The organism is Sphaerisporangium sp. NBC_01403 (assembly GCF_045040145.1).
GTDB classification, from domain to species: domain Bacteria; phylum Actinomycetota; class Actinomycetes; order Streptosporangiales; family Streptosporangiaceae; genus Sphaerisporangium; species Sphaerisporangium viridialbum.
On sequence record NZ_CP109534.1, the window covers coordinates 3,629,502 to 3,643,027 of the forward strand.

Below are 13,526 nucleotides of genomic sequence, written 5' to 3' on the forward strand. Positions count from 1 at the left end.
CACGGTGACCGCCCCCGTCCCGGCGGCCGGGCGGTGATGGGGTGAGCTGCACCGTCGCGATCCTGGAGGACGACGCCCAGCTCCGGGCGCTGGTGGCCAGAGGGCTGGCGGAAGAGGGCTTCCAGGTGGGCACGAGCGTGTCGAGCGGGGCGGAGCTGCTGCGGAACGTGGAGGACGAGCCGCCCGACCTGCTGGTGGTGGACATCGGGTTGCCGGACGCCGACGGGCGCGATGTGGTGATGGCGTTGCGCGCGCGGGGCGTGCGGGCTCCGGTGCTGCTGCTCACCGCCCGGGGCGACCTGCACGACCTGCTCTCGGGCTTCCACGCGGGCGCCGACGACTATCTCGCCAAGCCGTTCGCCTTCGCCGAGCTGGTCGTACGGCTCCGCGCGCTGGCCCGGCGCGGCGCCCCCCGCTCCCCCGCCTCGGGGATGCGCCTGGACCCCGCCCGGCACGCCGTCGCCGAGGGCGACCGCTCGGTACAGCTCACGCCCACCGAGTTCCGCCTGCTGGCCACGCTGGTCGCGCAGCCCGGCGTGGTCGTCCGGCGGCGCGCGCTCACCGCGGCGGCGTGGCCGGACGGGGCGATCGTGCACGACAACACCCTGGACGCCTATCTGACCAGGCTGCGGCGCAAGCTCGACCGGCTCGGCAGGGAGGACGCGATCACCACGGTCCGCGGCGTCGGCTACCGGATCTCATGATGCGCCACCACCTAGCTGGGATTTCGTGATGCGCCGACGCCTCGTCCTCCTCACCACCGCGTCCGTCGCCGTCGCGCTGCTCGTGCTCACGTCCGGGTTCCTGCTGGTCCTGTCGCACGGCCTCGACCGCGACGCCGACCTCGTGCTGCGCTCGCGGGCCGAGGCCGTCCTCGCCACCCTGGAGTTCACCGGCGGCGGCCTCGTCGTCGAGGACCTGCCGCTGGACGAGGTGGTCGACACCAACGCGTGGGTCTTCGACGCCTCGGGCCGGGTCGTGGTCGAGCCGCACGCGGCGCCGGAGGTCGCCGCCGCGGCGGCGGGCCTGCGGGGCACCAAGGCGGCCGTCTTCCGGGACGCGGGCGACGTGCGGCTGCTCGCCCGGCCCGCGCTCGGCCGGGGCACCGTCGTGGTGAGCGTGTCACGCGTGCCGTACGAGCACAGCGAGTGGATCGCCCTGCTGGCCGCCCTCCTGCTGGACGCCGTCGTGCTGCTCATGGTGCTGGTGCTGACCCGGCGGGTGGTCACGGCGGCGCTCAGGGTCGTGGCGGCGATGACCCAGCAGGCACTGGAGTGGAGCGAGCGGGACCTCGACCACCGGTTCGCGCTCGGGCCACCGCACGACGAGCTCACCGAGCTCGCCGCGAACCTGGACGTCCTGCTCGACCGGATGGCCGCGACGCTCCGGCACGAGCGGCGGCTGAGCGCGGAGATCGCCCACGAGCTGCGGACCCCGCTGGCCAGGCTGCGCGCCGAGGCGGAGATCGCGCTGCTTCGGGAGCGCCCGCACGCCGAGCTGCGCACCGCCCTCCAGGCGGTCGTGGCCGACGCCGGTGATCTCACCCGGGTGGTGGACACGCTGCTGGAGTTCTCCCGTACCGAGATCGAGACCGCCGGATGCCAGGTCGGCGACGTGCTCGCGGCGGTGGACGGCCGGGTCCGCGTCGAGGCCCCCGCCGACCCCGCGCTGCGGGTGGGCTGCGAGGAGGAGCTGGTGTCGCGCATGCTCGCCCCGCTCCTGCAGAACGCCGTCGCGTACGGCCGGGCGCACGCCACCCTCTCGGTGACCGGGGACGACGGCGCGGTGGTCTTCACGGTCGCCGACGACGGTCCCGGCGTGCGGGCGGGCGAGGAGGAGACGATTTTCGAGCCCGCCCACCGGGGCAGCGCCGCCCACCTCCGCCAGGGCTCGGGGCTGGGGCTGGCGCTGTCGCGCAGGCTGGCCCGCGCCGCCGGGGGCGACGTCGTCGCCGTCCCCTCCACGGCCGGAGGGCTGTTCCAGGTGCGACTGCCGCGCGCCTGACGGGGCCGGTGACGCAGTCAGGTTGCGTTCAGGTGAGCTGTGCCAGCCTGGCGCCCATGATGACCACCGACAGGCGGCCGGGGGCCAGGTCAGCGGCCCGCCAGACGCTCAACAAGGTTCCCGAGATCACGATCTACTTCTGGATCATCAAGATCCTTTGCACGACCGTGGGCGAGACCGCGGCGGACTTCCTGAACGGGAAGCTGAACCTGGGGCTGACCAGCACGACCTACGTCATGGGCGTTCTTCTGATCATCGCCCTGTTCTTCCAGTTCAGGGCGAGGAAGTACGAGCCGGGGATCTACTGGCTCGCGGTCGTCCTGATCAGTGTCGTGGGCACGCTGATCACCGACAACCTCACCGACAACCTCGGCGTCTCGCTGGAGACGACCACCCTCGCGTTCGCCGTCGCGCTGGCGGCCACCTTCGCGGCCTGGTACGCCAGTGAGCGGACCCTGTCCATCCACACCATCTACACGACCCGGCGGGAGGCCTTCTACTGGCTGGCCATCCTGTTCACCTTCGCCCTCGGCACCGCGGCCGGCGACCTCGTCGCGGAGAGCCTGGACCTGGGGTACGCCCTGTCGGCGGTCGGCTTCGGCGTGCTGATCGCGGTCGTGGCCGTCGCGCGCTTCGGCCTCAAGCTGAACGCCGTGCTCGCCTTCTGGATCGCCTACATCCTCACCCGCCCGCTGGGCGCCTCCATCGGCGACTACCTGTCACAGTCCCGTGACGACGGCGGCCTCGGTCTCGGGACCATCGTGACCAGCGCCCTCTTCCTCGTCACGATCCTGGCCCTCGTCATCTACCTCGCCTTCACCAGAAGGGACGCCACCCCCGCGGCCAGAGAGCACGAAACCGCCGGCGCCCTCCGCTCCTGACGCCGGGCATCGCAGTGGGTGGACAGAAGGGGAGATTCTGTCATTGTCAAATCATGTCGACACCAGCGTGGGAACCTACCCACGGGCAGGAGTACAGGGGGGTCTCCTACCGCCCCCGACGCATACCGGCGACGGAAGGGCTGGCCACGGCCGCCGACCTGCGCCGCCGGATGGACGAGCGCCGGTCGGTCCGCCGTTTCTCGGAGGACCTGGTACCCGAGCAGATCGTCCGCGACGCGATCGCGGTGGCGTCGAGCGCGCCGTCCGGTGCCCACCAGCAGCCCTGGACGTTCGTCCTGGTGAAGGACCCCGGCATACGGCGGCGGATCCGTGCGGCGGCCGAGGAGGAGGAACGCGTCTCCTACGCCGGGCGACTGGGCGAGGAATGGCTCAACGCGTTGCGCCCCCTGGGCACCGACGACCACAAACCGCATCTCACGGACGCCCCGTTCCTCATCGTCGTGTTCCAGCAGCGCTTCTACCTGGCCGCCGACGGGACCACCCGCAAGCATTACTACGTGGACGAATCCGTCGGCATCGCGGTGGGAATGCTGATCAGCGCGCTGCACCTCTCGGGGCTCGCGGCGCTCGTGCACACCCCGAGCCCCATGCGGTTCCTGTGCGAGGTGCTGGGCAGGCCCCGCAACGAGAAGCCCTTCGCGGTGATCCCCGTCGGCTACCCCGCGGACGACTGCGAGGTCCCCGACCTGGTGCGCAAGTCACTCAACCAGGTGCTGGTGGAGATCTGACCGGCCGTCCGCGCCGCCGCTGAAGGCTCTCTCGACCGGCCGCGCTCGCGATCAGTCATGGGGCGGGCCATGGGCGTCGCGTACGTCGGAGAGCCAGGCTCGGGGGGCCGGGGAACGGAACAGGTCGGTGCCGCTGACCAGCCACCCGGCGCCGGTCGCCGCGGCGCGAATGCCGATGTCGCGGGTCACCCCGCCGTCGAGCCCGAGCAGGCGGGGGGCTCCCGAGGCGGCCTCCCGGAGGGCCCGCACGGTGGCGAGGGCCGACTCGTCGAACGTCGCGCCGGCCTCCCCCGGGACGACCGACATGGTGAGGACGGCCAGCTCGCGCGAGGGCACGGACGTCGCGGGGGTGCCAGGGGACAGGGCCAGGGCGGGCCGGGAACCGCGTCGCTCGATGCGGTCGAGCGCCGCCCGCCACCCCTCGGCCTCGGCGTGGACGACGACGAGCTCGCAGAAGCCGGTCCACGCGTCGAGCCGGGCGAGCGGGTCGGTGACCATGAGGTGGGCCTCGGCGCGCAGCCCGGTCTCCGCGGTCATCGCGGCGGCCGCCTCGACCGAGAACCCGCCCTCGCGCGCGAAGACGCCGTCTGTGGTGTCCCAGTGCAGCACCTCCAGGCCGGCCTCGCGTAGCCGGTGCGCCTCACCGGCCCGCGCGGCTGGGGGGACCGACCACATCGAACCCGCGACGCGCATGCGCTCAGCCACCGGCGGGGTGGTCGTAGGGCTCGCGGAGCACGGCCTCGGCGAGGGCGCGGTCGGTCACCAGGGAGGACAGCAGCCCCGAACGGGCCACCGCGAGCACGGCCTGGGCCTTGTCGGCGCCCGCGGCGACCGCGATGACGCGCGGCACCCGCCGGAGCTCCTGGGCGCTGATGGACAGGCACCGCTCGGCGAAGTCCTCTCCGACGAGGCGTCCGTGGCGGTCGATGAGGATGCCGGCGACCTCGGCCTGCACTCCCCTGGTCGCGAGCTCGGCGCGGTCGGCCTCGGACATGACCTCGCGGAGCTGCGAGATCGGCGGGTTCCACGAGCCGACGGCGACCACGGCGACGGTCACCCGGGCGAACAGCCGCATCGCGGCGGCGACGTCGGTCTGCCGCCGCAGGGCCGCGGCGGTCGCCGCGTCCTCCACGACCAGCGGCGCGAAGATGGGGTGCGCCTTGCCGCCCGCGCTCAGCGACGCCTTGCGCACGACCTCGACCGGTGACTCGGCGAGGTCGGAGCCGACGGCCCCGGTGAGCTGGACGACCGAGACCGGCGGCAGGGAGGTGAGGCCCTCGGTCATCGCGGTGAGGGTTCTGCCCCACGCCAGGCCGAGGACGTCGCCGGCGTGGAGGGTCTCGGTGAGCAGGGTCGCGGCGGCGGCACCTACCTGGCCGCGCACCTGCGCGTCGGTGCCGAGGGTCTCGACGACGATCGCCTCGCGGAGCCGCATATGTGCGCTGAGCTGGGCGGACATGACGTCGTCGACATATCCGGCGTCCCTTAGAGTGATGGTCACAATTCCGGTGCTCTTCGCCTGCTCAAGGAGCCGGGCGATCTTGAACCGCGAGAGCCCGAGCTCCTTGGCGATCTCCACCTTCGAGACGTCATCGATGTAGAAGCGTCTCGCGACGGTCGCCATGAGCCTCCTTTCGGCGGGAGTCACCTTGGCAATGGCGCTCATATGAGCGCTTGGATTGCTCATTCGTTACCTCACTGCGACCGCGTGCGCCTTGTTAGCGGACTTTGATAGACCCTATAGTACACAAACGAGCGTCTCTGGCGCTCATATGAGCGAAGCTCGGGAGGGGCAGTTGTGAGATCACGCCGTATGCCGGACGAGGTCGGGATCTTCGGAATCCTGATCCTGGTCGCCCTCGTCATGAGCCTGCTGTCCGGGAACTTCCGGACCGTCGACAACCTGCAGATCCTGCTACTCAACGGCGCGGTCATCGCCTTCCTCGCCCTGGGGCAGACCTTCGTGCTCCTGACGGGAGGCATCGACCTGTCCACGGGGTCGAACGTCGCCATGACGGGGATGCTGGCGGCGGTCGTCATGAAGGCAGGGGCCGGGTGGCCGATCGCCGCGCTGGTGGCCATTCTCGCAGGAATCGCGGTCGGCCTGTTCAACGGCGCGGTGATCCACTACCTGAAGCTCCCGCCGTTCATCGTGACCTTCTCCACCTTCGGCATCGCCGCGAGCATCCCGCAGATCATGACCGGCGCCAAGTCGGTCTCGGTCACCGACCCGATGTTCGCGGTCATCGGCCGGGGCTCCCTGCTGGGCATCCCGATGCCCGTCGTGCTGGTCATCGTCGCCGCCTGCGTCCTCACCTTCTTCCTGCGCAGGACCGCGACGGGCGTGCACATCTACGCCGTCGGCGGCAACACCGAGACCAGCCGCCTCGCCGGCATCGGGATCGGGCGCACCACCATGCTGGTCTACGCGGTCAGCGGCCTGTGCGCGTCGTTCGGCGGCCTGATCACCACCAGCCGGCTCATGGTCGGCTACCCCACCGCCGGCTCGGGCAACGAGCTGTTCTTCTCCATCGCGGCGGCCGTCGTCGGAGGCGTCAGCCTGTTCGGCGGCATCGGCTCCATCCCCGGCGCCTTCCTCGGCGCGGTGCTGATCGCGACCGTGTCCAACGGCATGAACGTCATCGGCGTGGACAGCTTCTGGCAGCCGCTCGTCATCGGCGTCATCATCCTGCTCGGCGTCAGCCTCGACACCTATCGCCGCAAGCTCTCACTCTCAGACTTCTCCCGGCTGTTCAGCCGTTCCGGTCCCCCGGGCCCGACAGCGCATGAACCGCTCGAATCCCTCTCGCCTGGCGAAGGCGCTGTTTCTCTCGAAAACCGGAGGTAATTCCACATGCAGCGACGTTTCTCCCTCGCCGCCGGCGCGGCGCTCGCCGCGCTGACCCTCGCCGGATGCAGCACGGGGGTCGACACCGGCGCCCAGGCCGGCGCCGGCACACCCGAGGGCGGCATCCCCCGGCCCGAGGCGTGCTCCGCCGAGTCCAAGTACGTGGCGGTCGCGCTCCCCAACCTGACCAACCCCTACTACGTGGCCATGAAGAAGGGCTTCGAGACGGCCGGTCAGGCGGCGGGCTTCAAGACCGAGGTCCAGATCGCCAACGACGACGACGCGGCCCAGCTCGCCCAGGTCCAGGCGATGCTCCAGAAGAAGCCGTGCGCGCTCGCGCTCAACCCCGTGAAGTCCGAGCCCGCCGCGGCGATCGTGAAGCTGGCCAACGACGCGGGCGTGCCGGTGTTCACCGTGAACGTCACCGTGGACGACGCCGCGCTCAAGGCCCAGGGCGCGAGCATCGTCCAGTACCTCGGCGCCGACAACGCCGCGGGCGGCAAGCAGGTCGCCGAGCAGGTGCTCAAGGACCTCGGCGCCGACGCCGACCTCAAGGTCGGCTTCATCACCGAGCCCGACGAGGGCCCGGTCGTCGCCCGGGACAAGGGCTTCGAGGACACCATCGCCGCCGACGCCAACGCCAAGGTCGTGGCCAAGGTGGACGGCAACGTCAAGCCCGACGACAGCCTCGCCGCGACCACCGAGCTCCTCCAGGGCAACCCGGACGTGAACGTCCTGTTCACCAGCACGGGACCCGCCTCCTATGGAGCGCTCCAGGCCATCCAGAGCGGCGGCAAGAAGGTCAAGGTCTACGGCTTCTGCGCGGCCGACGAGCCGCTGACCGACCAGTACCCGGCGTGCGTGGCCCAGGAGCCCGAGGACTACGGCAAGCGCGTGATCGAGCAGATCTCCGCCTGGCTGGGCGGCACCAAGCCCGAGGCGCAGATCCTCCGCCCGCTCAAGCTCTACACCAAGGGCCAGACGCCCGCGCCGGGCGAGGTGGGCTGAGTGAACGGGCCGACGGCGACGGCCACCCCGGCCGGAGGAGCGCCCCCCGTACCGGCGGAGGGCCTGCGCGCCGAGGGGATCGTCAAGCGGTACGCCGGCGTCCCCGTGCTCTCCGGCGTGACCGTCACCGTCCGGCCCGGCGAGGTCGTCGGGCTGGTCGGGCACAACGGCGCCGGCAAGTCCACCCTGCTCAGAACTCTCTCCGGGGCGACCAGGCCGGACGAGGGGACGATCAGCGTCAACGGCGGCCGGATAGCGCTCACCGGCCCCGCGGTCGCCCTGAAGGCGGGCATCTCCACCGTCTACCAGGAGCTGTCGCTCCTGCCGAACCTCACGATCACCCAGAACGTGTTCCTCGGCCGCGAGCGGCGGCGCGGCACGCGGACGCTCGACGGCGAGGGCATGCGCCGGGCGGCCCGCGACCTGGTCGGCCGCTTCGGCCTGCGGGTCGACGTGGACCGGCCGCTGGGCCACTACCCGGTGGCCACCCGCCAGCTCCTGGAGATCGCGGTCGCCACCGAGCGCGACACCCGTTTCCTGCTCCTGGACGAGCCGACGACGAGCCTGGAGGGCGAGCAGGTCGACCGCCTGCTCGAACTGATCAAGTCCCTGACCAGGGAGTCGGGGCTCGGCGTGCTGCTCGTCGACCACAAGCTCGACGAGCTGTACGCCGTGGCCGACTCCGTCGTGGCCCTGGTCGACGGCCAGGTCAGGATCGCCGGGCCGGTCGAGGAGGTCGACCGCGCCGACGTCGTCCGCGCGATCGCCGGCGAGGAGGCCGCCGTCCACCTGGCCGAGGCCGGGCAGTACGACCAGCTACCGGCGGAGGAGCTGGTCGACCTGGCCGGAGGGCGCCCCCAGGGACGGCGTCCGGTCTCTCCCCCGCCCGACGGGGCCCGGCCGAGCCTGCGGGTGCGCGGCCTCCGGGGGCCCGGTCTCAGCGACGTCTCCCTGGACGCCTACCCGGGGCGGGTCCTCGGCGTGTACGGCCTGATCGGGTCGGGGCGCACGGAGTTCCTGCGCGCCCTGGTCGGACTGGACGGGATCGACGCCGGGCGGGTGGAGCTGTTCGGCGAGCCGTACCGGCCGCGCAACCCCTCCCACGCGCAGCGGGCCGGCGTCGTCTACCTCACCGAGGAGCGCAAGGTCGACGGGATCGTGCCCGAGCTCGACTCCGCCACCAACGTCGTCCTGCCCGTGCTGCACGGCTTCTCCAGGTACGGCGTGCTGGACCGCCGTGCCATGGCGCGGAGCGCCACCCGGTTCATGGACCAGCTCCACGTGCGCGGCGACCGGGACGCCCCGGTCGTCAGCCTGTCCGGCGGCAACCAGCAGAAGGTCCTGCTGGCGCGCGCCCTGGCGCAGGAGCCCCGGCTGCTGCTCCTGGACGAGCCCACCAAGGGCGTGGACATCGGCGTGAAGACCGAGATCCATCGCCTGCTGCGCCGCCTCGCCTCCGAGCAGGGCATGACCGTCGTGGTCGTGTCGAGCGAGGAGGAGGAGATCCTCGACGTCTCCGACGACGTCGTGACGTTCTCGCACGGGCGGTGCGACGGCGGCACCCAGCTCGCCTCCGAACTCTCGCTGGTCAAACTCCGGCGGGTCGCGTGGGGTGCGGCATGATCCCCCACCCCGGACCCGCCCCCCAGGAAAGGCAACAGAGAACAGTGATGGCCGCCGCTGCGAATGATGTGCTGTCCGAGGGCCGCGAAGCCGTACGGCGGGAAGCGGGCGGCGTGCTGTCGGTCGCCGACCAGCTCGACGACAGCTTCGTGACGGCGGCCCGCCTGCTCTACGACTGCGAGGGCAAGGTGTTCGTCACGGGGGCGGGAACCTCCGGGGCGGTGGCCAGGCGCATGGCCCACCTGCTGTCGGTCTGCGGCACCCCGGCGCTGTTCATCCAGGCCGCCGACGCCCTGCACGGCACGATGGGAGCCGTCACGGCGGGCGACGTCCTGATCGCGATCTCGCGCGGCGGCGGGTCCAAGGAGATCAACGACCTGACCACGCGCGTGCAGGAGCGCGGCGCGCGGGTGATCGCCCTGACCGCGGTCACGGACTCCGAGCTCGGGAACCGCGCCGACCTGGTGGTCAAGCTGGAGAGCCCGCCCGGCGTCGACCCCGGCGAGGTGATCGCCATGGGCTCGACGCTGGTCACCGCCGTGTGGGGCGACGCGCTCGCGTACGTGCTGATGAGGCTGCGCGGCTACGGGTGGGAGCAGGTGCTGCACAGCCATCCGTCGGGGGCGGTGGGGCAGATCGGCGACGCCCCCGACCCGCTGCCCGCGCTGACCTTCGACGCCGGCGCGGCGGTTCCTGGGGACGTTCCGAGGGGCACGGTCTGACCATGCCCGTCGTCGCAGGCGTCGACAGCTCGACGCAGTCCTGCACCGTGGAGCTCCGCGACGCCGACGGCGGCGCGCTGCTCGGGACCGGCCGCGCCCCGCACCCGGTGACGCACCCGCCGCTCAGCGAGCAGGACCCCGCGGCGTGGTGGGGCGCCTTCGCCGCCGCGCTCGACCTGGCCTGCCGGGACGCGGGCGTGCGGCCGGGCTCCATCGACGCCGTGAGCGTGACCGCCCAGTGTCACGGCCTGGTGGCCCTCGACGCCGCCGGCCGGGTCCTGCGGCCCGCCAAGCTGTGGAACGACACCACGTCCGCGCCGCAGGCGTCCGCCCTGGTCGCGCGCTACGGGGCCGGGAACTGGGTGCGCGCGACCGGCCTGACCCCGACCGCCGCGCTGACCGTCACCAAGCTCGCCTGGCTCGCCGAGCACGAGCCCGCCAACCTGCGACGCCTCGCCACCGTGCTGGTGCCGCACGACTGGCTGACGTACCGGCTGACCGGCGAGCGCGTCACGGACCGGTCCGACGCCTCCGGCACCGGCTACTACGCGGCGTTCGAGAACCGATGGCGCACCGACCTGCTCGCCGAGCTGGTGTCGCGGGACGTCGACTGGGACGCGGCGGTGCCCCGGGTGCTGGGCCCCGAAGAACCCGCGGGGCGCGTGCTTCCCGAGGCGGCCGCGGAGCTCGGGCTGCGGCCCGGTGTGCCGGTGGGGCCGGGCGGCGGCGACCAGCATCTCGGCGCCGTCGGTCTCGGCCTCCGGACCGGCGACGTCGCCTACAGCCTCGGCACCTCGGGGGTGGTGCTGTCGGTCAGCGCCGATCCCGTCTTCGACCCCACCGGCTGGGTGGACGGCGTCGCGGACGCGGCGGGGGGCTACCTGCCGCTGGTGTGCACGCTCAACGCCACCAAGGTCACCGACACCTTCGCCCGCCTACTGGGGGTCGACGTCCAGGCGCTGGGCGACCTCGCGCTGGCCGCCGACCCCGGCGGGGCACGGCCCACGCTGGTCGCCTACCTGGACGGCGAGCGCAGCCCCGACCTGCCGAACGCCCAGGGGGTGATGGCGGGCCTGACGACCGCCTCGACGCGTGAGGGCCTGGCGCTCAGCGTGTTCGAGAGCGTGATCTTCGGGCTGGTGCGCGGGCACCGGGCGATCGACGCCGCCGGCGTGCCGACCTCCGGCGAGGTCGTCGCCGCCGGAGGAGGCGCCCGCTCCCTCGCCTACCGGCAGGTGCTCGCGGACGTGCTCGGCCGCCCGGTGATCACCCGGGACGCTCCCGAGGCGAGCGCCCGGGGCGCCTGCGTCCAGGCGGCGGCGGTGCTCTCCGGTTCCGCCATCACGGACGTACGCGACGCGTGGTGCCCGCCTCCGGCCGCGACCGTCGACCCCCGGCCGGGCGGCTCATCCGCGCTGATGGAGCGCTACCTGCGACTCGCCGAACACGTACAGGCCCACAACGCCTGACCCGCCGCCATCCCCGAATCGCGCAGCCGCCACAGAATCGGGCAACCCCCTCCAGAATCGCGCGGCCTCCTCCACAGAATCGCGCACCGACCGTCCGCGGATCCACCGTCAACCCCCGCGCATCCACCCGTCCGATTCGCGCACCAACCGTCCACCGATCCGTGCAAAGGAATGGACCCATGACCCTCTACGTCGACTCCGCGGAGCGCTCGGCCGTCGAGCCCCTGCTGGCCACCGGCCTGTTCGCCGGCGTCACCACCAACCCGGCGCTGCTCGCCCGCGCCGGGCTGACCCAGGCCGACCTTCCCGCCGTCTTCGCCTGGGCGACGGGCGCGGGTGCCAGGCAGGTCTTCATGCAGACGCTGGGCACCACCGCCGGGGAGATCGTCACCGCGGGCAGGCGGATCCGGGGCCTCGGACCGGAGGCGGTCGTGAAGATCCCCGCCACGCGGGAGGGACTGACCGCCGCGCGCGTCCTGGCGGACGAGGACGTGCCCGTACTGGTCACCGCCGTCCACCACGCGACCCAGGCGCTGCTCGCGGACGCCGCCGGCGCGCGCTTCATCGCCCCGTACGTCGGCCGCATGACGGACCAGGGCCACGACGGCGTCGCCGAGACCATCCTGATGCACCGAATCCTGTCGGAACCGCGCACCCGGGAGCTGACCGGGCCGGGGACGCGGGAAGTGCCGGAGCCGGGGACCCTGTCCGGGCCGGGGACGCGGGTGCTCGCGGCGAGCCTGCGCTCCCGGGAGGACGTCGCGGCGCTTGCCGCCGCGGGCGTACCCGACTTCGCGCTGAGCGCCCCGCTGTGCGAGGCACTGCTGGCCGACGAGCCCACCGTCGCCGCCGCCGACCAGTTCGAGGCCATCGCCGCAGGGCAGAACTGACCAAGGACCGACCACCTCGAACAGGGGAACCGGTCTCGATCATCGGCCGTCGAGACCGGTCCCCTACCGCAGTGCTTCCCCGTACGGCCGCGGCGTCCGCACTCCGCAGGGCGTTCACCTCCCATTTGGGTGACCGCCTCCGGCGGCCCATGCTCGGACGAACGCGTCCCTTCCCGGGCCGGGCCGGCCTTCGGCGAGGGCGTCGCCGTCCTTAGCACACAATGGCTGCGGGCACGTCGATTCGGTTCGTCAAGAACAGTTGAGTTCATTTCGTTACCACCTCTTAACGCTTTGACGGTGCCGGGCGCCGGTGGCGCGTCCGCATTCCGGGAGGTACGCATTCTTGGCCGTCGATTGGCGGATCGGCGCCAGGCCGGGCACCCCCTATCAGGTATTCGGCGCCGTGCAGGTCATGGATTTGGGTCGGGCCGAATTCGCGCGTCCGCTCGCCGGACCCCAGCAGGTGGCACGCCGCTCGCCGCCCCACCGCCGAAGGTCCCAGGCGGCCGGGTGGCCGAATTCCCACGGCCCTCACCGGGACCTCGAACTAGAACTTCATTCACGTAATGACAGAATTGATAATTCAGCTATACGATCGCCATTCGTGGTTGAAGTCGATCATTCAGGCCTCCGGCTGGCCAACGACCTGTTCTTTGTTATGCACGACGACATAACCGGTCGAATGCGGCTGGCTCCCCGGCTGACCGGGCTCGGGCTGGCCGCCGCCCTCGTGGGCGAGCTCATGCTCGCCGGACGGGTCACCGTAGGGCTGGCGGCGGGGCAGATACGGCTCGCCCCCCTCGACACGGCGCCCACCGGCGACGCGGTCACCCAGAGCGCCCTGGAGCACATCGTCGCGGAGCCCTCGCATCGATTCCGGACCTGGCTGCAGTTCCTCGCGCGTACGGCGCATGCCGACGTGGAGGCCCGGATGGCCGCCGAAGGGCTGCTGGGCCCGCCGAGGGGGCGGCTGACCCGGAGGCGGGCGCCGGTCGACCCGAACATCGCGGCGTGGCCCGTCGGCCGCCTCAACCTGGCCATCCAGCGCCGCCAGCCGCTCGACGCCCAGGACGGCGTCCTGCTCGGACTGCTCGCCGCGACCGGCGGCGGCCGGCTCGTCCTCTGGGAAGAGGACCCCGCGTACCTGTCCGGCGCGATGTCCGCCCTTCCACTGCCCCTGCGGGAACTCGTCGCCCAGACCGAGGCCGCCGTCGGCGACTCGGTCATCAGCCGGCGGTGAACCACCCCGCTCGTCTCGCGCCGGCCGAGGACACGTCCTGGACTGTCGCAGGCGCGCGCTAGGGTCCTGCGGAGAAGTACCCGCACCTGATC

At 72.3% G+C, this 13,526-nt stretch carries 13 protein-coding genes; 11 read left to right on the top strand and 2 right to left on the bottom strand.

From position 1 onward, the window contains the following. Positions 1 to 41: 41 nt before the first annotated feature. The 4 genes from OG589_RS16690 to OG589_RS16705 are packed head-to-tail and all read left to right on the top strand — an operon-like array spanning position 42 to position 3,634. Positions 42 to 704 carry a response regulator transcription factor gene (locus OG589_RS16690; RefSeq protein WP_405150060.1) on the top strand — a complete coding sequence of 221 codons (663 nt, stop codon included), beginning with the start codon at positions 42 to 44 and terminating at the stop codon, positions 702 to 704. Between the two features lie 28 nt (positions 705 to 732). Then, the gene (locus OG589_RS16695) at positions 733 to 2,004 is read left to right on the top strand and encodes a sensor histidine kinase (protein WP_405150062.1); all 1,272 of its coding nucleotides are present in this window, start codon (positions 733 to 735) and stop codon (positions 2,002 to 2,004) included. A 56-nt stretch (positions 2,005 to 2,060) separates the two neighbouring features. Further along, positions 2,061 to 2,885 carry a hypothetical protein gene (locus tag OG589_RS16700; protein ID WP_405150064.1) on the top strand — a complete coding sequence of 275 codons (825 nt, stop codon included), beginning with the start codon at positions 2,061 to 2,063 and terminating at the stop codon, positions 2,883 to 2,885. A gap of 53 nt (positions 2,886 to 2,938) precedes the next feature. Beyond that, positions 2,939 to 3,634: a nitroreductase family protein gene (locus OG589_RS16705; protein WP_405150066.1), complete on the top strand. Its 696-nt coding sequence runs from the start codon at positions 2,939 to 2,941 to the stop codon at positions 3,632 to 3,634. Positions 3,635 to 3,685: 51 nt separating this feature from the next. On the opposite strand, the gene OG589_RS16710 is transcribed toward OG589_RS16705, so the two are convergent. Both OG589_RS16710 and OG589_RS16715 read right to left on the bottom strand, forming a co-directional pair. After that, the gene (locus OG589_RS16710; protein WP_405150067.1) at positions 3,686 to 4,339 is read right to left on the bottom strand and encodes a hypothetical protein; all 654 of its coding nucleotides are present in this window, start codon (positions 4,337 to 4,339) and stop codon (positions 3,686 to 3,688) included. Beyond that, positions 4,332 to 5,258, bottom strand: a complete 927-nt coding sequence (locus OG589_RS16715; protein ID WP_405150068.1) for a sugar-binding transcriptional regulator — start codon at positions 5,256 to 5,258, stop codon at positions 4,332 to 4,334. Before OG589_RS16715 ends, OG589_RS16710 begins: the two co-directional genes overlap by 8 nt. 174 nt (positions 5,259 to 5,432) lie before the next feature. Between OG589_RS16715 and OG589_RS16720 the strand changes: the two genes are divergently transcribed. The 7 genes from OG589_RS16720 (at position 5,433) to OG589_RS16750 (ending at position 13,434) form a co-directional block, all read left to right on the top strand. Further along, on the top strand, positions 5,433 to 6,482 hold the full coding sequence (locus OG589_RS16720; protein ID WP_405150070.1) for an ABC transporter permease: 1,050 nt from the start codon (positions 5,433 to 5,435) through the stop codon (positions 6,480 to 6,482). A 6-nt stretch (positions 6,483 to 6,488) separates the two neighbouring features. Then, positions 6,489 to 7,490, top strand: a complete 1,002-nt coding sequence (locus OG589_RS16725) for a substrate-binding domain-containing protein (RefSeq protein ID WP_405150072.1) — start codon at positions 6,489 to 6,491, stop codon at positions 7,488 to 7,490. Continuing rightward, positions 7,491 to 9,113 (top strand): sugar ABC transporter ATP-binding protein, encoded by a 1,623-nt coding sequence (locus tag OG589_RS16730; RefSeq protein WP_405150073.1) that lies wholly within the window; start codon positions 7,491 to 7,493, stop codon positions 9,111 to 9,113. A 47-nt stretch (positions 9,114 to 9,160) separates the two neighbouring features. Continuing rightward, on the top strand, positions 9,161 to 9,835 hold the full coding sequence (locus OG589_RS16735) for an SIS domain-containing protein (protein ID WP_405150074.1): 675 nt from the start codon (positions 9,161 to 9,163) through the stop codon (positions 9,833 to 9,835). A 2-nt stretch (positions 9,836 to 9,837) separates the two neighbouring features. Continuing rightward, the gene (gene xylB / locus OG589_RS16740; RefSeq protein WP_405150076.1) at positions 9,838 to 11,304 is read left to right on the top strand and encodes a xylulokinase; all 1,467 of its coding nucleotides are present in this window, start codon (positions 9,838 to 9,840) and stop codon (positions 11,302 to 11,304) included. 179 nt (positions 11,305 to 11,483) lie between these two features. Then, on the top strand, positions 11,484 to 12,194 hold the full coding sequence (locus OG589_RS16745) for a transaldolase family protein (RefSeq protein ID WP_405150078.1): 711 nt from the start codon (positions 11,484 to 11,486) through the stop codon (positions 12,192 to 12,194). Positions 12,195 to 12,798: 604 nt separating this feature from the next. Then, entirely contained in the window at positions 12,799 to 13,434 is a 636-nt protein-coding gene (locus OG589_RS16750; protein WP_405150080.1) for a GPP34 family phosphoprotein, read from the top strand. Positions 13,435 to 13,526 lie beyond the last annotated feature (92 nt).